At 61.8% G+C, this 21,877-nt stretch carries 26 protein-coding genes; 6 read left to right on the top strand and 20 right to left on the bottom strand.

Translation table 11 applies throughout. The features are described 5' to 3' along the window. Positions 1 to 131 precede the first annotated feature (131 nt). Positions 132 to 1,460, top strand: a complete 1,329-nt coding sequence (locus L1O02_RS04570; RefSeq protein ID WP_108546220.1) for a sigma-54 dependent transcriptional regulator — start codon at positions 132 to 134, stop codon at positions 1,458 to 1,460. On the opposite strand, the gene thiO is transcribed toward L1O02_RS04570, so the two are convergent. Genes thiO through pilV form a run of 6 tightly spaced genes read right to left on the bottom strand, consistent with a single transcriptional unit; the run spans position 1,457 to position 5,119 of the window. Continuing rightward, on the bottom strand, positions 1,457 to 2,557 hold the full coding sequence (gene thiO / locus L1O02_RS04565) for a glycine oxidase ThiO (protein WP_108546219.1): 1,101 nt from the start codon (positions 2,555 to 2,557) through the stop codon (positions 1,457 to 1,459). The two genes, L1O02_RS04570 and thiO, sit on opposite strands and share 4 nt — an antisense overlap. Positions 2,558 to 2,612: 55 nt before the next feature. Continuing rightward, the gene (locus tag L1O02_RS04560) at positions 2,613 to 3,014 is read right to left on the bottom strand and encodes a type IV pilin protein (RefSeq protein WP_108546218.1); all 402 of its coding nucleotides are present in this window, start codon (positions 3,012 to 3,014) and stop codon (positions 2,613 to 2,615) included. A gap of 15 nt (positions 3,015 to 3,029) precedes the next feature. Beyond that, positions 3,030 to 3,500 (bottom strand): hypothetical protein, encoded by a 471-nt coding sequence (locus L1O02_RS04555; RefSeq protein WP_108546217.1) that lies wholly within the window; start codon positions 3,498 to 3,500, stop codon positions 3,030 to 3,032. Continuing rightward, positions 3,487 to 3,969, bottom strand: a complete 483-nt coding sequence (locus L1O02_RS04550) for a PilX N-terminal domain-containing pilus assembly protein (RefSeq protein WP_232513182.1) — start codon at positions 3,967 to 3,969, stop codon at positions 3,487 to 3,489. The genes L1O02_RS04555 and L1O02_RS04550 overlap by 14 nt, the downstream gene beginning before the upstream one ends. Continuing rightward, entirely contained in the window at positions 3,969 to 4,679 is a 711-nt protein-coding gene (locus tag L1O02_RS04545) for a prepilin-type N-terminal cleavage/methylation domain-containing protein (RefSeq protein WP_108546216.1), read from the bottom strand. Before L1O02_RS04545 ends, L1O02_RS04550 begins: the two co-directional genes overlap by 1 nt. Further along, positions 4,676 to 5,119, bottom strand: coding sequence for a type IV pilus modification protein PilV (gene pilV / locus L1O02_RS04540; protein ID WP_108546215.1), 444 nt, complete (start codon positions 5,117 to 5,119; stop codon positions 4,676 to 4,678). The genes L1O02_RS04545 and pilV overlap by 4 nt, the downstream gene beginning before the upstream one ends. Before the next feature lie 401 nt (positions 5,120 to 5,520). On the opposite strand from pilV, the gene L1O02_RS04535 reads away from it, so the two are divergent. After that, positions 5,521 to 6,045 (top strand): GspH/FimT family protein, encoded by a 525-nt coding sequence (locus tag L1O02_RS04535; RefSeq protein ID WP_060841161.1) that lies wholly within the window; start codon positions 5,521 to 5,523, stop codon positions 6,043 to 6,045. On the opposite strand, the gene ispH is transcribed toward L1O02_RS04535, so the two are convergent. From ispH to murJ, 6 genes are all read right to left on the bottom strand, one after another. Continuing rightward, the gene (gene ispH, locus L1O02_RS04530; RefSeq protein ID WP_108546214.1) at positions 6,046 to 6,993 is read right to left on the bottom strand and encodes a 4-hydroxy-3-methylbut-2-enyl diphosphate reductase; all 948 of its coding nucleotides are present in this window, start codon (positions 6,991 to 6,993) and stop codon (positions 6,046 to 6,048) included. 103 nt (positions 6,994 to 7,096) lie between these two features. Next, positions 7,097 to 7,549: an FKBP-type peptidyl-prolyl cis-trans isomerase gene (fkpB, locus tag L1O02_RS04525; RefSeq protein WP_060841163.1), complete on the bottom strand. Its 453-nt coding sequence runs from the start codon at positions 7,547 to 7,549 to the stop codon at positions 7,097 to 7,099. Next, positions 7,542 to 8,054 carry a signal peptidase II gene (gene lspA, locus L1O02_RS04520; RefSeq protein ID WP_016964296.1) on the bottom strand — a complete coding sequence of 171 codons (513 nt, stop codon included), beginning with the start codon at positions 8,052 to 8,054 and terminating at the stop codon, positions 7,542 to 7,544. Before lspA ends, fkpB begins: the two co-directional genes overlap by 8 nt. Beyond that, entirely contained in the window at positions 8,047 to 10,878 is a 2,832-nt protein-coding gene (gene ileS, locus L1O02_RS04515) for an isoleucine--tRNA ligase (protein ID WP_060844675.1), read from the bottom strand. Before ileS ends, lspA begins: the two co-directional genes overlap by 8 nt. Before the next feature lie 13 nt (positions 10,879 to 10,891). Next, positions 10,892 to 11,836 carry a bifunctional riboflavin kinase/FAD synthetase gene (ribF, locus tag L1O02_RS04510; RefSeq protein ID WP_060841165.1) on the bottom strand — a complete coding sequence of 315 codons (945 nt, stop codon included), beginning with the start codon at positions 11,834 to 11,836 and terminating at the stop codon, positions 10,892 to 10,894. A gap of 129 nt (positions 11,837 to 11,965) precedes the next feature. Next, positions 11,966 to 13,504, bottom strand: coding sequence for a murein biosynthesis integral membrane protein MurJ (gene murJ / locus L1O02_RS04505; RefSeq protein ID WP_060841166.1), 1,539 nt, complete (start codon positions 13,502 to 13,504; stop codon positions 11,966 to 11,968). A gap of 251 nt (positions 13,505 to 13,755) precedes the next feature. Between murJ and rpsT the strand changes: the two genes are divergently transcribed. Continuing rightward, a complete protein-coding gene (gene rpsT, locus L1O02_RS04500; protein WP_016967023.1) occupies positions 13,756 to 14,034 on the top strand; it encodes a 30S ribosomal protein S20 in 279 nt (92 codons plus the stop codon). A 109-nt stretch (positions 14,035 to 14,143) separates the two neighbouring features. Here the strand turns inward: rpsT and L1O02_RS04495 are convergent, their stop codons facing one another. The 5 genes from L1O02_RS04495 to rplU form a co-directional block, all read right to left on the bottom strand. Next, positions 14,144 to 14,605 (bottom strand): CreA family protein, encoded by a 462-nt coding sequence (locus L1O02_RS04495; RefSeq protein WP_060841167.1) that lies wholly within the window; start codon positions 14,603 to 14,605, stop codon positions 14,144 to 14,146. A gap of 19 nt (positions 14,606 to 14,624) precedes the next feature. Next, the gene (proB, locus tag L1O02_RS04490) at positions 14,625 to 15,743 is read right to left on the bottom strand and encodes a glutamate 5-kinase (RefSeq protein ID WP_060841168.1); all 1,119 of its coding nucleotides are present in this window, start codon (positions 15,741 to 15,743) and stop codon (positions 14,625 to 14,627) included. A 184-nt stretch (positions 15,744 to 15,927) separates the two neighbouring features. After that, positions 15,928 to 17,151 carry an Obg family GTPase CgtA gene (cgtA, locus tag L1O02_RS04485; protein ID WP_016967026.1) on the bottom strand — a complete coding sequence of 408 codons (1,224 nt, stop codon included), beginning with the start codon at positions 17,149 to 17,151 and terminating at the stop codon, positions 15,928 to 15,930. Between the two features lie 194 nt (positions 17,152 to 17,345). Continuing rightward, entirely contained in the window at positions 17,346 to 17,603 is a 258-nt protein-coding gene (gene rpmA, locus L1O02_RS04480; protein WP_003228360.1) for a 50S ribosomal protein L27, read from the bottom strand. Positions 17,604 to 17,638: 35 nt separating this feature from the next. Next, positions 17,639 to 17,950 carry a 50S ribosomal protein L21 gene (rplU, locus tag L1O02_RS04475; protein ID WP_003228361.1) on the bottom strand — a complete coding sequence of 104 codons (312 nt, stop codon included), beginning with the start codon at positions 17,948 to 17,950 and terminating at the stop codon, positions 17,639 to 17,641. 263 nt (positions 17,951 to 18,213) lie between these two features. Between rplU and L1O02_RS04470 the strand changes: the two genes are divergently transcribed. The 3 genes from L1O02_RS04470 to L1O02_RS04460 all read left to right on the top strand — a co-directional run bounded on the left by L1O02_RS04470 (position 18,214) and on the right by L1O02_RS04460 (position 20,112). Beyond that, positions 18,214 to 19,182 (top strand): polyprenyl synthetase family protein, encoded by a 969-nt coding sequence (locus tag L1O02_RS04470; protein ID WP_108546212.1) that lies wholly within the window; start codon positions 18,214 to 18,216, stop codon positions 19,180 to 19,182. A gap of 114 nt (positions 19,183 to 19,296) precedes the next feature. Then, a complete protein-coding gene (locus tag L1O02_RS04465; protein WP_016967028.1) occupies positions 19,297 to 19,638 on the top strand; it encodes a zinc ribbon domain-containing protein YjdM in 342 nt (113 codons plus the stop codon). 204 nt (positions 19,639 to 19,842) lie between these two features. Continuing rightward, complete coding sequence (locus tag L1O02_RS04460; RefSeq protein ID WP_016967029.1) at positions 19,843 to 20,112, top strand: hypothetical protein; 270 nt, start codon at positions 19,843 to 19,845, stop codon at positions 20,110 to 20,112. 90 nt (positions 20,113 to 20,202) lie between these two features. Here L1O02_RS04460 and L1O02_RS04455 read toward each other — a convergent pair whose 3' ends face one another. The 3 genes from L1O02_RS04455 to L1O02_RS04445 all read right to left on the bottom strand — a co-directional run bounded on the left by L1O02_RS04455 (position 20,203) and on the right by L1O02_RS04445 (position 21,876). Continuing rightward, a complete protein-coding gene (locus L1O02_RS04455) occupies positions 20,203 to 20,820 on the bottom strand; it encodes an FKBP-type peptidyl-prolyl cis-trans isomerase (RefSeq protein ID WP_044465159.1) in 618 nt (205 codons plus the stop codon). A gap of 127 nt (positions 20,821 to 20,947) precedes the next feature. Beyond that, positions 20,948 to 21,253, bottom strand: a complete 306-nt coding sequence (locus L1O02_RS04450) for a DUF6482 family protein (protein WP_060841170.1) — start codon at positions 21,251 to 21,253, stop codon at positions 20,948 to 20,950. Between the two features lie 134 nt (positions 21,254 to 21,387). After that, the gene (locus L1O02_RS04445; RefSeq protein WP_108546211.1) at positions 21,388 to 21,876 is read right to left on the bottom strand and encodes a TIGR00645 family protein; all 489 of its coding nucleotides are present in this window, start codon (positions 21,874 to 21,876) and stop codon (positions 21,388 to 21,390) included. Position 21,877 lies beyond the last annotated feature (1 nt).

The following is a 21,877-nucleotide window of genomic DNA, read 5'->3' as shown; positions in this document are numbered from 1 at the left end:
CACAACTGGCGACAAAATAACCGTCGCCCAAGCCCCTGCGCGCGCCTCCCCGCGGGCCTAGACTTCATCTCTCGCCTTCAGCACGAGCGCTGTCGCCCGCTGCTCACCCCCGGAGAAAGACGGCCACCACCATGAATCCACAGCACAGAGCGCTGGTGGTCGATGAGACCAGGGAAATCCGCTCTGTGCTGGAGATCACCCTGGGCCGCATGCGCCTGCACACCCAAAGCGCCCGCAGCCTGCAGGAGGCCCGCAGCCACCTGGCCCGGGAGCATTTCGACCTGTGCCTGACCGACCTGCACCTGCCGGACGGCAGCGGCCTGGAGCTGCTGCAGCATATTCGCCGGCACCATCCCCAACTGCCGGTGGCCCTGCTCAGCCACGAGGCCTGCGCGCCAACCAGCGCCCTGGATGCCGAAACCTGCGACCTGCTGCCAAAGCCTCTGGACCTCAAGCGCCTGCGGGACTGGGTGGCCACCGCCCTGAAACGACAACACTCGGGTGTGGCGACTCGCTTCTCTGAGCAACTGCCGGGGGATTCGCCGCCCATGGTCATCCTGCGCCGGCATATTGCCAAACTGGCCGCCAGCCTCGCGCCGCTCTACATCAGCGGCGAGTCCGGCAGCGGCAAGGAACGAGTGGCCCGATTGATCCACCAGTCAGGCCCCAGAGCCGCACAGCCCTTTGTCCCGGTCAACTGCGGAGCGATTCCCGGCGAACTGATGGAGAGCGAGTTTTTCGGTCACCGCAAGGGCAGCTTCAGCGGCGCCCTGATGGATCAGCCCGGACTGTTCCGGGCCGCTCATGGCGGCACCCTGTTCCTTGACGAGATCGCCGACCTGCCGCTGGTCATGCAGGTGAAACTGCTGCGAACCTTGCAGGAAAAGTCAGTGCGCTCAGTAGGCGCTCAGGAAGAACAGGCGGTGGATGTACGAATCCTCTGTGCGACCCACAAGGATCTGAAAAGCGAAGTGCAAGCCGGACGCTTTCGCCAGGACCTGTTTTATCGGCTGAATGTCATCGAGTTGCGGGTTCCCGCCCTGCGCGAACGTCGGGACGATATCGGGCTACTGGCCCGGCACATCCTCCAGCGTCTGGCCGCCAGCAGTGGCCGGCCAGCCCCACAGTTGCACCCACAAGCGCTGCAAGCCCTGGAGCGCTACGACTTCCCCGGCAATGTGCGTGAACTGGAGAACCTGCTGGAACGGGCCCAGGCCCTTTGCGAGAGTCCGTGGATCGAGGTGGCAGACCTGAACTTACCGGCACCCGAACCTGAGAACGAGCTCCCGCCGGGGCCCGCCCTCAATCTCGATCTGGCGCGGCACCTGCAGCAGGTGGAGCGCCAGTTGCTGCTCCAGACCCTGGAGCAAACCCGCTGGAACCGCACGGAGGCGGCCCGGCGGTTGAGCCTGTCGCTGCGTTCGATGCGCTATCGCATGAAGAAGCTCGGACTGGACTAGACCCGCCCCTCAGGGGCATAGGGCGCCGGATCGATGATCGGTGCATGCCCCAGCAACAGGTCGCAGAACAACTGGCAGGAAGCCGGTGCCAGCACCAGACCGTTGCGGTAATGCCCGCAGTTGAGCCACAGGCCGGCAAACCCGGGAACCGGTCCGATATAGGGAATCCCCTCGGGAGAGCCGGGTCGCAGCCCAGCCCAATGCCCCACCACTTCGGCATCCGCCAGGGCAGGGATCAGCTCGACGGCCGAGGCCTTGAGGCTTTCCAGTGCCGAGGCGGTCGGGGTCTTGTCGAAGCCCTCATGCTCCAGGGTGCTGCCCACCAGGATATGGCCGTCCCGTCGTGGAATGGCATAACGCCCCTTGGCCAGAACCATGCAGGAGAGGAAATCGGCAGCGCACTTGTAGAGGATCATCTGCCCCTTAACCGGCTCCACGGGCAGCTCCAGCCCCAGGCTGCCGAGCAACTCGCCACTCCAGGCACCAGCGCAAAGCACCACCTGGTCGGCACGAATCTCTCCGAGCGAGCTATGCACCCCTGCCACTCGCTGGCCGTCGTGGATAAAACCACTGACCGCGCATTGCTCGTCAATGCGCACATTGGGCAAGGCCTGCAAAGCCGCCTTGAGGGATTTGACCAGACGCGGGTTGCGCACATTGGCCACATTGGCCATGTAGATCGCCCGCTGGTAGCCGACACCCAGCACCGGGACTCCGTCATGCACCGCCGAGATGTCCACGGCACTCAGGGGACGGCCTTCGCGTTGCGCCCACTCCAGCGCCAGGGCCTGGTCTTCGAGGTCCAGCCAATAGAGCCCGGTGGTATGGACCTCGGGATCGACCCCGGTGGCGTTCAGCAGTTGCTGCGCCAGCTGTGGATAAAAATCCTGGGACCAGTGGGCCAGGGCCGTGACCGCCGGACTGTAGCGCCAGGGATACAGCGGCGAAACGATCCCGCCACCGGCCCAGGACGACTCGCGCCCCAGGTCCGAGCGCTCCACAAGTCGTACCCGCTGGCCCCAGGACGCCAGATTGAAGGCCGTGAGCAGACCGATCACCCCGCCGCCCACCACCAGCACTTGCTGTTGTTCAACCATAGTCAGATCCATTCAAGAGAAAGACAGTGGGCGCCGCAGCCCCCGAAACCCGTGATCAACGCCCCCAGCAGTCCTTGGCCGTCAGCCCTTCGGCTTGACCTGTGACGCTGATGGCGCCGGTTTGATCGATGCTGAAGCTGCCGCATTTGTCCCCCGCCATCAGCGTATCGGCCTTGGGCGATGCGGTCAGCGAGAAGCCGGTGTCGGTCAGGGTCGGGGCGATGCTGTAGTAATCGTTGCCGGCACTCAGGTCCGGAGCGTTGCTGTAGACCCCGGCTTTGGAGAAGTGGCGTTCGAGCTGCTGTGCCTGCTCGGTGAGCAACGCCGCGATTTCGCTGCGATGGGGCTTCTTCAGGTATTCGGTGATGCTGGGAAGGCTCAAGGTCAGGACCAGACCTATGATCGCAATCACGATCATGATTTCGATCAGGGTAAAACCTTGGTTGGATCTGCGCATGGTCAAGAATCTCGCTTACTGAATTTGTCGCCACAGGATGCGCCGGCTGCCACCGCTGGACCTTTGCTCCAGGGAGCTGCTGGCGCCGCCAGGGGCGCTGACGATCTTGCGGGGCTGATGGCTGGAAACGCCCGCGCGGCCGGGGAGCCCATCGACGAATCCGGTGCCCGTGGAGAAGGCTTCCTGATCCGTCACGACTCCAGCACCGTCGGCGTCCAGCGGCGCGGCGTCGAGCATCTTACCGCTGAACGCCTGCAACTCGATCAATTTCCCGCAGGCTTGGCCTGAGCCACACACACCAGTTTCGAGCCACCCAGCACTCAAGGACCACGAACCGGATAGGCCAGAGGGCTCCGGAATCTGATCAGCCACCCTGACCGGCGACTGAACGTCGCTTGCGACAACCTGCCCCCCATTGCCCAGCAGCACGAGCGCAAACACCAACGGCCACCGGCACCGCAGCATCTCGGAATCAGTACTTGGCATAAATGCTCTCCAGCACGCTGCGCGCCTGCCCCGCCAGCCCTACTGCAGTCACTCGGTACAGAGTGGCCGAAGTGTCGGGGGGCAGGCCGAGCGCATTCCGGACAATCCCCAGGTTCTGCACCGCATAAAAACCCTCGCCGGTGGCGACCCAGGTCACCGCCGAAGCCTCATTGAAGCCGGCACCGCTGACCACCGTCGATTCAGCGGGAGGTGCACACCGCACAGGATCCGCGCACAGCGGCAAAGAGTCATCACCCCGGCGGACCGCGCCTTCCCCCAGGCGCAGCGCCGCCTCCGCAGCCTGGAAAGCCCGATTGTGCAGCAGCAGACTGGCGGCCATCTTTTCCTGCAAGGTGGCGTTCTGCAGGGATGACAGGCCGATCAGGCTCAGCACCAGCAGAAACACCAGGCTCACCAACAACGCCATGCCCCGTTCGCCGTCGGGCTTGAATCCTGCCGGGTACCTCATCAGGGCAACCTATTGCGCAAGGCCGCCACCACCGCGTAGCTCTGTGGGCCGACCCGAGCGTCGGGATCGGCCAGGGTCAGGCGCAATCGCACGCTGCGGATCCGCGCCGGATCCCCCGGATGCGGGCTGTAGCGAGCAACCCCGCTATGCGTTGCGGAGCGGGCCACACCGAACCCGACATCGAAGGCTTCGACGTTGTCCAACAGCACCGCCTGCTGCTTGCCCAGGCCACTGCCGAACAACAGTTGATGGTTCTTGTAGCTGTAGAACACTCGTCGCAAGGCAAACACCTGCTGCCCGACACCTCCTGGATGAGCCCCCGAATAGGCCACCGCGCTGCGCTGGCAGTCGGTGACCAGGCTCCAGGTCGGCGCCCCGCCATCCTCACCGACATCCGCGGTGATCAGGGTCAGCTTGTGCTCGGCACTGTCCCACTGAATCGGGGTGGCCCGGTAACGAGAAAATTCCGTGGCGATACTCGCGTCGTCGACGTCCCGCAAACACCCTGCCAGCCCCGCCATGCGAATTTCCTGGAGCATCTTGCTCAGGACAAACCGCCCATCCTCCTGCAAGTAGGCCGCGGCGCTCTGGCTGAGGTAGGTGTGTTTTGCCGCGATAAATACCTGGGTTGCGGCCAACACCAGCACCAGCCCCAAGAGCAGGGCCAGCATCATCTCCACCAGCGCAAAACCGCAGTTGCCTCGCTTCACGGCGTGCCTCCCGGCCCCACCGCCACTCGGCTGCTGATTTCCAGGCTGCGCTGGCTGGCAACCCGGCCCGCGGCACGGGAGTCGTCCCAGGTGATGCGAACGGTGTAGACCTGCTGGTTGACGCTGATGCGCCCCTTGGCGCCGGGCCCGCCAAAGCTGGCGACGTTGCCGGCAAAGTCCACCAGGTCCTGATCCCGCACCGTGCCCGTGTTGCCCTCAGAGGGAGTACCAAGGGTGTAATCGGCAGATACGTTGGCCCGAATGCGATCGAGCATGTCGTAGGCGATAAAGCTGGCCTGAGTGCTCATTCGCGCACTGTCGGTATGCTGCAGCGCCCTGATCTGCAGCGCCGCCGCTCCCAACAGGCCCAGCGCCAGAATCGACAGCGCCACCAGCACCTCGATCAAGGACATGCCGTCCTGTGCATGCCACCGGTTCATCCGTAATGTCCTCCATGACTCCCAGCTCGATTGCGACAGGATCCGGTCACTCGCCGCAGGCGACGGCCCCTCAAGTTCGGCGAGCCGCGCCAGGACGGCGCAAATCGATGCGGCCGCCTCCAGAGGTTAGCCTCGGCGTCGCCCCCAGGCCGCTGGCTGGAACACCCCGCAATACATTGCCCTGCGCCCCCACACAGCATGTGCCGCAAGCGACAACGCACAGCGCGATGTGCGGTTGCCGCTAGCTGAAACCCTTTGTACGCAAATTCATGGCAAGCCTTGGCAACGTCCTCGGCTATAACAGTTCAACGCCTGGCCGGTCGGAGACTGGCACTGTGGCCCTTTGGCTCAAGGGCGGGTACCTATCGTGTGAAATCGGGCGTTCCAGGGAGGGATAGCACATGCATGAGAAGGGTTTCAGCCTGATCGAACTGCTGAGCGCGCTGGCGGTGCTGGCACTGTTGCTGCCACTGTCCAGCGCCGCCCTCAGTGAGCTGCTGCGCTCCAATCGCCAGCAGGACTCCGCGCAGATGCTTGCCAGCGGCCTGCGCAATGCCCGGGCGGCGGCAATCCTGCATCAACGCACCGCGCTGATCCATGGCCTGGACAACGACTGGAGCCGGGGCTGGCGCATCATTCTGGATATCAGTGGCAAGGGGCCGGAGGATTCGGAGAATCCGCTGCTGATCGAGCGGCGCAGCGGTGGGCAGGTCCTGATAGTGGGTAATCGCCCGGTGCAGCATTACGTGCGTTTCAGCCCATTGGGCAACCCGTTGCTGCCCAGTGGCGCCTTCCAGGCCGGCACCCTGCACATCTGCCAGGCAGACCGGGAGCACAGCCGTCATCAGGTGGTGCTGTCACGCAGCGGGCGGGTCAGCCTGCGCAGCGATGCCGCCGAGCAGGCCTTGTGTGCGACAGCAGGCTGATCAGAGCAGGGAGCGAACCCGCAGCTCCTTGGGCATGGAGAAGGTGATGTTCTCTTCGCGTCCCGCCAGCTCGTCGGCCCCCGTGGCGCCCCAGGCTTGCAACTGCTGGATCACCCCACGCACCAGAACCTCCGGCGCCGAAGCACCGGCGGTGATGCCAATCCGCTCGACCCCGTCGAACCAACTGCGCTGCAGATCCTCGGCACCGTCGATCAGGTAGGCCGGGGTGGCCATGCGCTCGGCCAGCTCGCGCAGGCGGTTGGAGTTGGAGCTGTTGGGGCTGCCTACCACCAGTACCACGTCGCATTCGTCGGCCAGTTGCTTGACCGCGTCCTGGCGGTTTTGCGTGGCATAGCAGATGTCGTCCTTGCGCGGCCCGCCAATGGCCGGGAAGCGCGCACGCAGGGCGTCGATCACCCGGCTGGTGTCATCCATGGACAAGGTGGTCTGGGTCACGAAGGCCAGGCGCTCGGGGTTGCGCACCTGCAGCTCGGCCACGTCCTTCTCGTCTTCCACCAGGTAGATGGCGCCGCCATTGCCAGCATCGTACTGGCCCATGGTGCCTTCGACTTCCGGGTGGCCGGCGTGGCCGATCAGGATGCATTCACGACCGTCGCGGCTGTAGCGCGCCACTTCGATATGCACCTTGGTCACCAGTGGGCAGGTGGCATCGAACACCTTGAGGCCACGACCGGCGGCTTCGCTGCGCACCGCCTGGGAAACACCGTGGGCGCTGAAGATGACAATGACGTCATCCGGCACCTGGTCCAGCTCTTCGACGAAGATCGCTCCGCGATTGCGCAGGTCTTCGACGACAAATTTGTTGTGTACCACTTCATGCCGGACGTAGATCGGCGGCCCGAAGACTTCCAGGGCGCGATTGACGATTTCGATCGCCCGGTCCACACCGGCGCAGAAGCCACGGGGGTTGGCGAGTTTGATTTGCATGCTGTGCCTCGTGTCTTGCGCGCAAGAAGTTAGATCGTTGTAGACAGCGGATCGCCGGCAAACCGGCTCCTACAGAATAGGAGGCAGCGTGCCGGCGATGCTGTTAAAGCGCTTTGACGTCGATGATCTCGACATCAAAGGTCAGGGTCTTGCCGGCCAGCGGGTGGTTGAAGTCGACGGTGACCTGAGCGTCATCGAACGCTTTGACCACACCGGGCAATTCAGTGTTGGCCGCGTCATTGAAGATCACCAGCAAGCCTTCCGACAGCTCCATGTCCTGGAACTGCGAACGCGGGATGATCTGCACGTTCTGCGGGTTGGGCTGGCCGAAGGCGTTTTCCGGCTCGATCGTCAGATGGCGCTTGTCACCAGCCTTGAAGCCGAACAGCGCTGCTTCGAACCCGGGTAGCAGGTTGCCATCGCCGACCTTGAAGGTCGCCGGGGCCTTGTCGAAGGTGCTGTCTACGGTGTCGCCGTTCTCCAGGCGCAATGCGAAGTGCAAAGTGACTTCGGTGTTCTGACCGATACGTTGTTCAGTCAATACCTGTTCAGTCATGAACGGCTTCTCCGGTTTTCTTGCTCTTGAACATATCCAGGGCCAGCATCACCGCGCCGACGGTAATGGCGCTGTCGGCGAAGTTGAATGCCGGGAAGTACCAGCGGTTCTGCCAGTGCACCAGGATGAAATCGATCACGTGACCCAGGGCGATGCGGTCGTACAGGTTGCCCAGAGCCCCGCCCAGTACCAGGGCCAGGGCGATGGCCAGCCAGGTTTCATTGCGCCCCAGACGCTTGAGCCAGACCACCAGCACCGCGCTGACCACAATCGCGATCAGGGCAAACAGCCAGCGCTGCCAGCCGGAGCTGTCCGCAAGAAAGCTGAAGGCCGCACCGGTGTTGTAGGCCAGGGTCCAGCTAAAGTAGTCCGGGATCACCACGATCTGCTGGTACATGCTCAACGAACTTTCGAAGTGCAGCTTGCTGACCTGATCGATGACCAGGACCAGCACGCTCAACCACAGCCAGCCCAAACGGCCGAAACGGCCTGCGGCGTTAGGCATAGTGACGAACCTCGCCTGCGCCGCTGATGTTGTCCACGCAACGCCCGCAGATTTCCGGATGCTCCGGATGCACACCAACGTCTTCGCGGCAGTGCCAGCAACGGGCGCACTTGACGAAGCTCGACTTGACCACTTTCAGCTTGAGGCCGCTGACTTCGGTTTCCACCGCGTCAGCCGGGGCCTGGGCCAGAGGCGCGACGCTGGCGGTGGAGGTGATCAGCACGAAGCGCAGTTCGTTGCTCAGCTTGGCCAGATCGGCCGACAGCGAATCCTCGGCGTACAGGGTCACTTCGGCCTGCAGGTTGCCACCCACCGCTTTCGCGGCGCGCTGGTTCTCCAGTTCCTTGTTGACCGCGGCCTTGACCGCCATGATCCGCTCCCAGAAGGCGCGGTCCAGCTCGAAGCCTTCCGGCAACTCGCTCAGGCCTTCGTACCAGGTGTTGAGCATCACCGATTCGTTGCGCTCGCCCGGCAGGTACTGCCACAGCTCGTCGGCGGTAAAGGCCAGGATCGGCGCGATCCAGCGCACCAGCGCTTCGGAGATGTGGAACAGCGCGGTCTGGCAGGAACGCCGGGCCTGGCTGTTGGCGCCGGTGGTGTACTGGCGGTCCTTGATGATGTCCAGGTAGAAGCCGCCCAGCTCCTGCACGCAGAAGTTGTGCACCTTGGAGTAGACGTTCCAGAAGCGGTATTCGCCGTAGTGCAGCTCCAGCTCGCGCTGCAGCAGCAGGGTACGGTCCACGGCCCAACGGTCCAGGGCCAGCATGTCTTCAGCCGGCAGCAGGTCGGTGGCCGGGTTGAAGCCGCTCAGGTTGGAGAGCAGGAAGCGCGCGGTGTTACGGATACGCCGGTAGGCGTCGGCGCTGCGCTGCAGGATCTGATCGGAAACCGCCATCTCGCCGGAGTAGTCGGTGGCCGAAACCCACAGGCGCATGATGTCGGCGCCCAAGGTGTCGTTGACCTTCTGCGGGGCGATCACGTTGCCCAGGGACTTGGACATCTTGCGGCCGTTCTCGTCCACGGTGAAACCGTGGGTCAGCAGTTCGCGATACGGCGCGTGGTTGTCGATGGCGCAACCGGTGAGCAGGGACGAGTGGAACCAGCCGCGGTGCTGGTCGGAACCTTCCAGGTACAGGTCGGCACGCGGGCCGCTTTCATGGCCCATCGGGTGCGAACCGCGCAGCACGTGCCAGTGGGTGGTGCCGGAATCGAACCAGACGTCCAGGGTGTCGCTGATCTTGTCGTACTGGCTGGCTTCGTCGCCCAGCAGTTCAGTGGCGTCCATCTTGAACCAGGCTTCGATGCCTTGCTGTTCGACGCGCTTGGCCACCTCTTCCATCAGCTCGACGGTACGTGGGTGCAGTTCGCCGCTTTCCTTGTGCAGGAAGAACGGAATCGGCACGCCCCAGTTGCGCTGGCGGGAGATGCACCAGTCCGGACGGTTGGCGATCATCGAGTGCAGGCGCGCCTGGCCCCAGGCCGGGACGAACTGGGTGTCCTCGATGGCTTGCAGGGCGCGCTGACGCAGGGTGCCGCCGGCTTCCGGCTGCTTGTCCATGCCGACGAACCATTGCGCGGTGGCGCGATAGATCAGCGGGGTCTTGTGACGCCAGCAGTGCATGTAGCTGTGGCTGATGGTTTCGGTGTGCAGCAGCGCGCCGACTTCGCTCAGCTTGTCGACGATGGCCGGGTTGGCCTTCCAGATGAACTGGCCGCCGAAGAACTCCAGCGACGACGCGTAGACACCGTTGCTCTGTACCGGGTTGAGGATGTCGTCGTTGACCATGCCGTAGCGCTTGCAGGTCACGAAGTCGTCTTCACCGTAGGCAGGCGAGGAGTGAACCACGCCGGTACCGGCGCCCAGTTCCACGTACTCGGCCAGGTACACCGGCGACAGGCGATCATAGAACGGGTGACGGAAATTGATCAGTTCCAGGGCCGAACCCGGGGCGGTGGCGATCACCGAGCCTTCCAGGTTGTAGCGAGCCAGGCAGGACTCCACCAGTTCTTCGGCCAGGACCAGCAGGCGCTCGCCGGCATCCACCAGGGCGTAGTTGAACTCCGGATGGACGTTCAGCGCCTGGTTGGCCGGGATGGTCCATGGGGTGGTGGTCCAGATCACGATGGCGGCGGGCTTGGCCAGCTTGGCCAGGCCGAAGGCGCCAGCCAGCTTGGCTTCGTCGGCAATCGGGAAGGCCACGTCGATGGTGGCGGACTTCTTGTCCTGATACTCGACTTCCGCCTCGGCCAGGGCCGAACCGCAGTCGAAGCACCAGTTCACCGGCTTCAGGCCCTTGAACACGAAGCCACCCTTGACCATTTCCGCCAGGGCACGGATCTCCCCGGCCTCGTTGGCGAAGTTCATGGTCTTGTACGGGTTGGCCCAGTCACCCAGCACGCCCAGGCGGATGAACTCGGCCTTCTGCCCTTCGATCTGCTCCGACGCGTAGGCGCGGCACAGCTCGCGAGTCTGGTCCGAAGACAGGTTCTTGCCGTGAGTCACCTCGACCTTGTGCTCGATCGGCAGGCCGTGGCAGTCCCAACCCGGAACATAAGGCGCGTCGAAACCCGCCAGGGTTTTCGAGCGGATGATCATGTCCTTGAGAATCTTGTTGACCGCATGACCGATGTGAATCGAGCCGTTGGCATAGGGAGGACCGTCGTGCAGGACGAACTTGGGACGATCCTTGCCAATCTCGCGCAACTTTCCGTACAGGCCAATGCTGTCCCAACGCTGCAGAATCTGTGGTTCGCGCTGAGGCAGGCCGGCCTTCATTGGGAAGGCGGTGTCCGGAAGGTTTAACGTGGCTTTATAGTCGGTCATTTAAGGCTCTTCATTAGCGATTGGCGCTATGGATACGTGCCACTTGGGCACGGGCGGCGGCAACATCCGCATTGATCGCCGTCTTCAACGCCTCCAGGGAGGCGAAACGCTGCTCTTCACGCAGCTTGTGGTGGAAAACCACCGTCAAACGCCGGTCATACAGATCGCCGGCAAAATCTAAAAGATGAACTTCCAGGTGGGCCTTGCCATCACCTGCAACCGTGGGCCGCACGCCAATATTGGCGACACCGGGCCAGGTCTTGCCATCGATATCGACGCTCACCAGGTAGACCCCGGACAGCGGCACGCGGCGGCGTTTCAATTGCACGTTGGCAGTGGGCGTACCCAACTGGCGCGCCAGCTTCTGCCCGTGCAGGACCCGTCCGGCAATCCGGTACGGTCGGCCGAGCAGCCGCTCGGCCAGATCAAAGTCGGCAGCGGCCAGGGCATTGCGGACCTGGGTGCTGCTGACGCGCAAGCCATCCAGCTCAACGGTCTGCGCGGCTTCCACGGTAAATCCGTGGGTGGCTCCGGCCTGTTGCAGGAACTCGAAATCGCCAACCCGGTCGCAGCCGAAGCGGAAATCGTCCCCCACTTCCAGGTGCTGCACACCCAGGCCGTCCACCAGGATCCGCTCAACGAACTCGCTGGCGCCAAGCTTGCTCAGGCGCTGGTTGAAGGCCAGGCACAGGACCCGATCGACACCTGCCTGAGCCAGCAACTGCAGCTTGTCGCGCAAGCGGGCCAGGCGGGCCGGGGCGGTCTCCGGGGAGAAAAACTCCCGCGGCTGCGGCTCGAAGATCACCACGCAGCTGGGCACACCCAACTCAAGCGCACGCTCACGCAGTCGCCCCAGAATAGCCTGGTGACCACGGTGAACACCGTCAAAGTTGCCAATAGTGGCGACGCAGCCCCGATGCTGGGGGCGCAGATTGTGGAGGCCTCGAACCAGCTGCATAACGCGCTTCTTGCTCATAAAGTGGCCGATTATAACCACACCCGGCGGCCGACGACAGGCAACACCGTAACCCAAAGTGATCGAACCGACAAAACCGGTGCCCGCCCTGCCCCGACCATTAAAGCGTCATCAGTTCAAGGCTTTGCGATTGAAGTCGCGCAAACGGAAGCCCAACAGGGCCAGCATGCCGAAATAGGCCACCACGCCAGCCACCACCAGAACCCCCAGACGCAGGAAACGCGCAAGCATAAGCCCCTGGTCCCAGGCCGGCATGAAGTGCAGCAACCCCAGAAGCACACCGGACATGACCGCCACAGCCACCAGCAACTTCAGCGCAAAGCGCCCCCAGCCCGGCTGCGGCTGGAACATCTGCTGCTTGCGCAGCTGATAAAACAAAAGACCCGCGTTGATACAGGCTCCAGCACTGATGGCCAGGGCCAGGCCGGCATGCTTCAAGGGGCCGATAAACGCCAGGTTGAGCAACTGGGTGACGACCAGGGTGAAAATGGCGATTTTCACCGGCGTACGGATGTTCTGCTGCGCATAAAAGCCCGGCGCCAGCACCTTGATCACGATGATCCCCAGCAAACCCACGGCATAAGCCACCAGCGCACGCTGGGTCATGGAGGCATCAAAGGCGCTGAACTCACCATATTGGAACAGCGAGACCGTCAGCGGCTCGGCCAGTATGCCCAGGGCCAGGGAGCACGGCAGCACCAGGATGAAACACAGGCGCAACCCCCAATCGAGGATCCGCGAGTACTCATGACGATCCTTGCTGGCGTAGGTCTTGGCCAGGGTCGGCAGCAGAATGGTCCCCAAGGCGACCCCCAGCACGCCGGACGGCAGCTCCATGAGCCGGTCGGCGTAATACATCCAGGACACGGAGCCGGCCACCAGGAACGAGGCAAAGATGGTGTTGATGATCAGCGAGATCTGACTGACGGACACCCCGAGAATCGCCGGCAGCATCTGTTTCATCACCCGCCAGACACCGGTGTCCCGCAGATTCAGGCGTGGCAGCACCAGCATGCCGATCTTCTTCAGGTGCGGCAGTTGGTAGAGCAGTTGCGCCAGGCCACCGGCCAGTACCGCCCAACCCAGCGCCATCACGGGCGGATCGAAATACGGGGTCAGGAACAGCGCAAAGATGATCATGCTGACATTGAGCAGCGTCGGCACGAAGGCCGGCACCGAGAAGCGATTCCAGGTATTGAGAATCGCCCCGGCCAGCGAGGACAGCGAAATCAGCAATATATAAGGAAAGGTCACCCGCAACAGATCGGAGGTCAGGGCGAATTTTTCCGGCGAATCGACGAAACCCGGCGCCGTGGCCCAGATCACCCAGGGCGCGGCAATGATGCCCAGGGCCGTGACCAGCGCCAGGACCAGGGTCAGCAACCCCGAGACATAGGCGATAAAGGTGCGGGTCGCCTCCTCGCCCTGCTGACTCTTGTACTCCGCGAGGATCGGTACGAAGGCCTGGGAAAAGGCGCCCTCGGCAAAGATCCGTCGCAGCAGGTTGGGCAGTTTGAAGGCGATGAAGAAAGCATCCGTCGCCATCCCGGCGCCGAAGGTGCGCGCGATGATGGTATCGCGGACAAACCCCAGCACCCGGGAAAGCATCGTGATAGAGCTGACCGCGGCCAATGACTTGAGCAGGTTCATGAAAAGGTTGTTTGCCTGTAGATAAACAGCAGGCGAAAAGACGCCCACTTATGCGATACTCCGCGCCGCAACAGCACAGAGCCAAAGCTCGCGAGTTTACAGGTCAAGCGCCGGAAATAAATATCCCGCCTCTTCAGATCGACCACTCAGCGGAACGTATCACCCGCCCTTGACAAGACTTCAACTCATCGGCATGATTCGCGGCCTATTTTGTTTGCTATTTCCCAAAAAGTCTTTCGAGGAGCTCGACGGTGGCCAACACACCTTCCGCCAAAAAACGTGCAAAACAGGCTGAGAAGCGTCGCAGCCACAACGCCAGCCTGCGTTCCATGGTTCGTACCTACATCAAGAACGTAGTTAAGGCCATCGACGCCAAAGACGCCGCTAAAGCGCAAGCTGCTTATGTTCTGGCCGTGCCAGTTATCGACCGCATGGCCGATAAGGGTATCATCCACAAGAACAAAGCTGCTCGCCATAAAGGTCGTCTGAATGGCCACATCAAGGCTCTGAACCTTGCTGCTGCAGCCTAAGCGACGCGCTTGTTAAAAAACCGACCCAAGGGTCGGTTTTTTATTGCCTGCCATTTATCACCTCGACCAGCCAGCCCCACCCGGAGCCGACCCGCCAAGATTCAATATTTCACTGATGCGGCCAAGGCAGGATAGGAATCGCCGTCACCGCATTCTGCGGACTGCCCTCGATCACCCGATCGCTGTAGACCAGGTACACCAGGGTGTTGCGCTTCTTGTCGAGAAAACGCACCACTTGCATGGTCTTGAACACCAGGGAAGTACGCTCCTTGAAGACCTCCTCACCATCCTTGAGCTCACCCTTGAACGCGATCGGCCCCACCTGACGACAAGCGATGGACGCCTCGGCACGATCCTCCGCCAAACCCAGGCCACCCTTGAGGCCACCGGTCTTGGCTCGCGACAGATAGCACGTCACACCGTCCACCTTGGGATCATCGAAGGCCTCGACCACGATGCGATCGTTCGGCCCGACAAACTTGAACACCGTGGACACCTGACCAATTTCCTCGGCCGAAGCCATGAACGGCATCGCCAAGAGCAAGCCCAACAATCCTTTTGCTACGCGCATTCGCTTTTCCTTAGATCGCTTACACCAGAATCAGGTTGTCGCGGTGAACCAGTTCCGGTTCAGCCATGTAACCCAGGACACCCACAATTGCATCAGAAGGCTGACCGATGATCTTCTGCGCCTCAAGCGCACTATAGTTGGCCAGGCCACGGGCGATCTCACGACCGTCGGGCGCCACGCAAACCACCATTTCGCCACGCCGGAAACCACCCTGGACCTGCTTGACCCCAACCGGCAACAAGCTCTTGTTGCCCTGAGCGAGCGCCGACACCGCCCCTTCATCCAGCACCAGGGTGCCACGGGTCTGCAGATGCCCGGCCAGCCACTGCTTGCGAGCCGCCAGCATGCCGCGCTCCGGCGACAACAAGGTACCTATGCGCTCGCCGGCCTTGAGGCGATCCAGCACCCGCTCCAGACGCCCACCCACAATGATGGTGTGCGCACCGGAACGCGCCGCCAGCCGCGCCGCCCGCAACTTGGTCTGCATGCCGCCACGCCCCAGGGCGCCGCCGGTACCTCCAGCCACGGCGTCCAGCGCCGGATCATCGGCACGCGCCTCGTAAATCAACTGAGCATCGGGATTGCTGCGCGGATCGGCATCGAACATGCCATCGCGATCCGTGAGAATCACCAGCAGATCAGCCTCCACCAGGTTGGCAACCAGCGCCGCCAGGGTGTCGTTGTCGCCAAAGCGGATTTCATCGGTGACCACGGTGTCGTTTTCATTGATCACCGGAATCACCTTGAGCTCCACCAGCGCCCGCAGGGTACTGCGCGCATTGAGGTAACGCTTGCGATCCGACAGATCGTCATGGGTCAGCAGAATCTGCGCGGTATGCCGGCCATGCTCGGCAAAACTCGATTCCCAGGCCTGCACCAACCCCATCTGGCCAATGGCAGCGGCCGCCTGCAACTCATGCATCGCACTCGGTCGTGCGGTCCAGCCCAGGCGGCTCATCCCGGCCGCCACAGCGCCCGAGGAAACCAATACCAACTCGACGCCGGCCTCATGCAAGGCCACCATCTGCTCGACCCATACACCCATTGCAGCGCGATCCAGCCCCTTGCCGTCCGCCGTCAGCAGCGCGCTACCGATCTTCACGACCCAGCGTTGCGCACCCGTCACCTTGCTCCGCATCTTATTCAACCTTTGCCAGCGAGCGGCGCGACCGAGCGCCACTCATGGGGTTATTCGTATTCACAGCTTGCAGATACCAAAACGCCGCTCGAATGAGCGGCGCCTTGAGAGCTGGCTGGCAGCGATGATAACACCGCGCCAGGCCAGATAAACCGTCTTCGCGGACCAGCCCGCGACGACAGGATCAGTCGCGGACGTAGATGATTTCCGGACCGTCCTCGTCATCCACATCCTCTTCATCCCAATCATCGTCACCGATGTCGTGGACGCTCTTGACGCCACTGCGACGCAGAGCACGCTGGTCATCCAGCGCCTGCAACTGGGCGCGCGCCTCGTCTTCGATACGCTGATCCAGCTCGGCCAGCTCGTCGGCGTAGGCCGGGTCGGCCGCCAGGCGATCAGCGCGATCCTCCAGGTAACGCATGATGTCGCGACTCAGACGCTCGGTGCCATCCTTGGAAATGGCCGAGATCACGTAGACAGGGCCAGTCCACTGCAGGCGATCGACGATCTCCTTGACGCGCTCCTCACGCTCTTCCTCAAGAATCTGGTCGCTCTTGTTCAGCACCAGCCAGCGCTCGCGCTCGGCCAGGGACGGGCTGAACTTGACCAGCTCGTTGACGATCACCTCCGCCGCATCCGCCGGACTGCTTTCATCCAGCGGCGCCATGTCCACCAGGTGCAGCAGGATGCGCGTGCGCGCCAAGTGCTTGAGGAAGCGAATCCCCAGGCCCGCGCCATCGGAAGCCCCTTCGATCAGACCCGGAATATCGGCAATGACGAAGCTCTTCCAGCGATCGACACTGACCACACCCAGGTTCGGTACCAGCGTGGTGAACGGATAATCAGCCACCTTCGGCTTGGCCGCGGAAACCGAGCGAATAAAGGTACTTTTGCCGGCATTCGGCAAGCCCAGCAGACCGACGTCCGCCAGCACCTTCAGCTCCAGCTTGAGATCGCGCTGCTCACCCGGCTTGCCCGGAGTGGTCTGGCGCGGCGCACGGTTGGTACTGGACTTGAACCGGGTATTACCCAGACCGTGCCAGCCACCCTGCACCACCATCAGGCGCTGACCAGCCTTGGTCAGGTCACCAATGACCTCCTGGGTGCCGGCATCGATGATGGTGGTGCCGACCGGAACCCGCAGCTCCAGATCCTCACCCTTCTTGCCGGTGCAGTCGGTGCTGCCACCATTGGAGCCACGCTCGGCATCGAAATGCCGGGTGTAACGGTAGTCCACCAGGGTGTTGAGGTTTTCGTCGGCAACCATATAGATCGAGCCGCCGTCACCACCATCACCGCCGTTGGGACCACCGTTCTCGATGAATTTTTCCCGACGGAAACTCATGCAGCCATTGCCGCCGTCGCCAGCTTTTACTCGGATCGAAACTTCATCAACAAACTTCATGATCAAACGCCTCTCGCCGCACGGGCGAGCTGAAGAAACCAAGACATAAGACTCTTGCAAAAATGAGCGCAGCGACCTCAATCAACGACCGAAACATCCAACGCTGCCAGCTCGTACAAACAGTTTTGCAAGAGACTCATCCCACAAACGAAAAAGCCCCGTCGCGAGACAGGGCTTTTCCAGCGATCGCGCAATTAAGCCGCGACAACGCTCACGTAACGACGACCGAAGGCGCCTTTTACTTCGAACTTGATCACGCCTTCGATTTTCGCGAACAGGGTGTGATCTTTACCCATGCCAACGCCGTAGCCAGCGTGGAATTGGGTGCCGCGCTGACGCACGATGATGTTGCCGGCCTTGATGACCTGGCCGCCATACATCTTCACGCCAAGGCGTTTGGCTTCTGAGTCGCGACCGTTACGGGTACTACCACCAGCTTTTTTGTGTGCCATGAGTTCAATTCTCCTAGTGAGGAATTAGGCTGAAATTAAGCCTGAATACCGGTGATTTTGATCTCGGTGAACCACTGGCGGTGGCCCATACGCTTCATGTGGTGCTTACGGCGACGGAACTTGATGATGCGGACTTTATCGTGACGACCTTGGGAGATCACTTCAGCCTTGACGGTTGCGCCAGCAACAACAGGTGCGCCGATGTTCACGTCGTCGCCGTTGGCGACCAACAGAACGCGGTCAAAAGTCACGGATTCGCCAGTGGCGACTTCCAGTTTTTCGATCTTCAGGTATTCACCTTCAGCGACCTTGTATTGCTTACCGCCGGTAACGATTACTGCGTACATGGTATTTCTCCGATAATCCTGCTCACCCAGCTCTTTATAAGAAGAGGTATTGGCTGGCATGGCTGCATGGGGCTGGAACGGCCCAAGTGCAATTGCGTAAGGCAGGTGCTGCCCAGGAAGTTCAGGGTGCGCGATTGTACGCAAGGCACAATAGCGATGCAAGTGCCGTTCAGGCGGCGCCAAGCACCGCCGGGAGCGCGCCTTGACACCTGCGGACGCGGGTCCTAGCATGCCGCGCAACCCTTCTGGAGCACCTGTCGCTGATGCAACCCCAAGCTTTCTACCGCGCGGTGGCGGACGATTTTAGCGCCGTCGACGGCATCATCAAGAAACAGTTGACTTCCCGAGTACCGCTGGTTTCGAAAATCGGCGACTACATCACCTCGGCCGGAGGCAAGCGCCTGCGCCCGCTGTTGGTGTTGCTATGTGGCAAGGCCCTGGGCCGCGAAGGCGATGACCTGCGCCTGCTGGCCGCCACCATCGAGTTCCTGCACACCGCCACCCTGCTGCATGACGATGTGGTCGACATGTCCGGCATGCGCCGTGGCCGCTCCACCGCCAACGCCATGTGGGGCAATGCTCCCAGCGTGCTGGTGGGCGATTTCCTGTACTCGCGCTCCTTCGAGATGATGGTCGAACTGGGCTCGATGCCGGTCATGCGCATTCTGTCCCAGGCCACGCGGATCATCGCCGAAGGCGAAGTGCTGCAACTGTCCAAGGTGCGTGACGCCAGCACCACCGAAGAAACCTATATGGAAGTCATCCGCGGCAAGACCGCGATGCTCTTCGAAGCCTCGACCCACAGCGCCGCCGCCCTGGCCGGTGCGACACCGGAACAGTCCGAAGCCCTGCGCACCTTTGGCGATCATCTGGGCGTGGCCTTCCAACTGGTGGACGACCTGCTGGACTACCGTGGCGATGCCGAAACCCTGGGCAAGAACGTCGGTGACGACCTGGCGGAGGGCAAACCGACCCTGCCGCTGATCTACACCATGCGCGAAGGCACCCCGGAACAGGCTGCCCTGGTGCGCCAGGCCATCCAGAAAGGCGGTATCGAGGACCTGGAAAGCATCCGTGCCGCGGTTGAGGCGTCGGGCTCCCTGGACTACACCGCACAGCTGGCTCGCGACTACGTGGCTCGCGCCATTACTTGCCTGGAAACCCTGCCACCCAGCGAATACCGCGACGCTCTGGTGGAACTGAGCGAATTCGCCGTCGCCCGCACCCACTAAAATGCACCGGCTCCTGCCTGTGCGCAGGAGCCGGCGCAACTTCCCAGCGCCCCCTCCCCGACAAAACCCTATACAATGTGCGCTTTTTAGCCATCCTGACTTTGAGGAGCTTAAGTGAGCACTTTGCCACCCTGCCCAAAATGCAATTCCGAATACACCTACGAGGACGGCACCCAGCTGATCTGCCCCGAGTGCGCCCACGAGTGGTCCGCCAGCGGCGAAGCCGAAGCCGCATCCGATGAAGCCGTGAAGAAAGATTCGGTGGGCAACGTGCTGCAAGACGGCGACACCATCACCGTAATCAAGGACCTCAAGGTCAAGGGCACCTCCCTGGTGGTCAAGGTTGGCACCAAGGTCAAGAACATCCGCCTGTGCGATGGCGACCACGACATCGACTGCAAGATCGACGGCATCGGCCCGATGAAGCTCAAATCCGAGTTCGTCCGCAAGGTCTGACGCCTACCCCCTCTCGCGCCTGCCGCGAGAGGGTTTCCCACCTATCCCCCCGCCATGCTTGATCCATACACCTGCTAGCGAAAAGCCAGCCGATTTGATCGAAAACAATTTCCACACAGAAAAAAGCAGAAACCGCCAATAGGTGCTTGCTATTCATTGAATAAGAATTATTCTCATTGAACCCCATTCAAGGAGATGACACCCATGACTTATTTGATTGATGCCTGGCTGGACCGCCCACACCCCTACCTGCGAATCCTGCATCGGGAAACCGGGGAAGTCTGTGCTGTGCTGGAAGAGGAAGCCCTGAGCGAGCTGCAGGACCAGGGAGATCTGGACCTGAACGGTTTGAGCTCCAGCGAGCCGCTAGTACTCAAGGAGTTGGTGCGCAACCTGTTTTTGTTCTGCTACGCCAGAGCCTTGCGGCCAACCGGCGCCGATGGCCAGAGCCTGGGCGCAAAAATCCGTCTATGAAACCAGAACCGAGAAAGGGGCAAGCTGGCCGAGGATGAACGGACCGCGCGTGCGCGGCCGTCATTGCCAGCCATCTGGCCCCTACACGGGTTACAGAACGTCCAGCAGCTCGACGTCGAACACCAGAACGCTGTGCGGCGGGATGCTGCCCACGCCTTGTGCGCCGTAAGCCAGTTCGCTCGGCACGTACAGACGCCATTTGCTACCGGCGTTCATCAGTTGCAGCGCTTCGGTCCAGCCGGCGATCACGCCACCTACCGGGAATTCGGCAGGCTGGCCGCGCTCGTAGGAGCTGTCGAACACGGTGCCGTCGATCAGGGTGCCGTGATAGTGGGTACGCACGCTGTCTTCACGGGATGGCTTGGCGCCGTCGCCCTGGGTCAGCACTTCAAATTGCAGACCGGAAGCCAGGGTAGTGATGCCTTCACGCTTGGCGTTTTCCGCCAGGAAAGCCAGGCCGGCACCAGCAGCCGCTTCAGCCTTGGCAGCCGCTTCGGCCTGCATGATTTCGCGAATCACCTTGAAGCTGGCGGACATCTCTTCCTGACCCACACGGCTTGGCTTACCGGCGAATGCGTCGGTCAGGCCCGCCAGGATTGCGTCCAGGCTCACACCCGGTGGCGGGTTGTCGCGCAGCTGGTCACCCAGCTGACGGCCAATACCGTAGCTGACGCGGGTTTCGTCGGTGGACAGATTTACTTCGGACATGACACTGCTCCGCTGTGCGGACGGCTCAGGGAAGGCCGCAGAAACACAGGGCCTCCCGGAGCGCCCGGAATCAAAAGGGCGAGCAGACTAGCACAGAAGTTCGGCGATAATCAGCGCAACCCCGCCATTACCAGGCGGAGCGCATAGTGATCGGTACCTTCAGGCTTTCTTCGGCACTGGCGGACAAACCGCACATCTCATCGTGCACCGAAGTGTGAATCAGGTTGAAAGGCAACTTGGGAAAGGACTGCAATACCTCACGGGCATGCTCTACCGAACGCAGATGAAACATCTGTCCCTGGGCGTCGCTGAGCGGGTAAGCAGCCCCGTGCATGCGCGCCTCGAGCAGATAGATCCCGCCTTCCAGGGAGATCAGGTTCAATTCATCGACTTTTCCGGCGATGGCGTAGGCATTCATTTCCTGCAGGTTCATAAGCGCACCTCGTGCATTGGAAACCCCCGACGCCTACATGGATATTCCTCGGTCAAGAAAAGCACAAGCCACAAACAACACCGCCCGTCCGTTTTGCAACGCACGGGCGGCGGCTATTGATCCAGCAGGAGCAATCAGTGCTTGGTCAGCTTGTCCAGGTAACCCATGGCAAAGGCCGAGATCACGAAGGTCATGTGAATCACCACGTACCACAGCAGGTACTCGGTCGGAGTGTTCTTGGCGTCCATGAACACCCGCAACAGGTGAATCGAGGAGATCGCCACGATAGAAGCCGCCACCTTCATCTTCAGCGACGAAGAATCCATCTTGCCCAGCCAGCTGAGTTTTTCCTTGTCTTCATCGATGTCCAGCTGCGATACGAAGTTCTCATAGCCGGAGATCATCACCATCACCAGCAGACCGCCCACCAGCGCCATGTCGATCAACGACAGCAGGACCAGGATCAGGTCCGACTCAGCCATCGAAAATACATTGGGAATGACGTGGAAGACTTCCTGGAAGAACTTCAATGCCAACGCCAGCAGGCCCAGGGACAAACCGAAGTAGATCGGCGCCAGCAGCCAGCGTGAGCCATACATTGCATTTTCGATAAAACGTTCCATT

The sequence above is a fragment of the Pseudomonas sp. BC42 genome (genome assembly GCF_021560055.1).
In the GTDB taxonomy this organism is placed as follows: Bacteria; Pseudomonadota; Gammaproteobacteria; order Pseudomonadales; family Pseudomonadaceae; genus Aquipseudomonas.
Note: the sequence above shows the minus strand (reverse complement) of the source record. Positions and strands in the feature narration are given on the sequence as shown.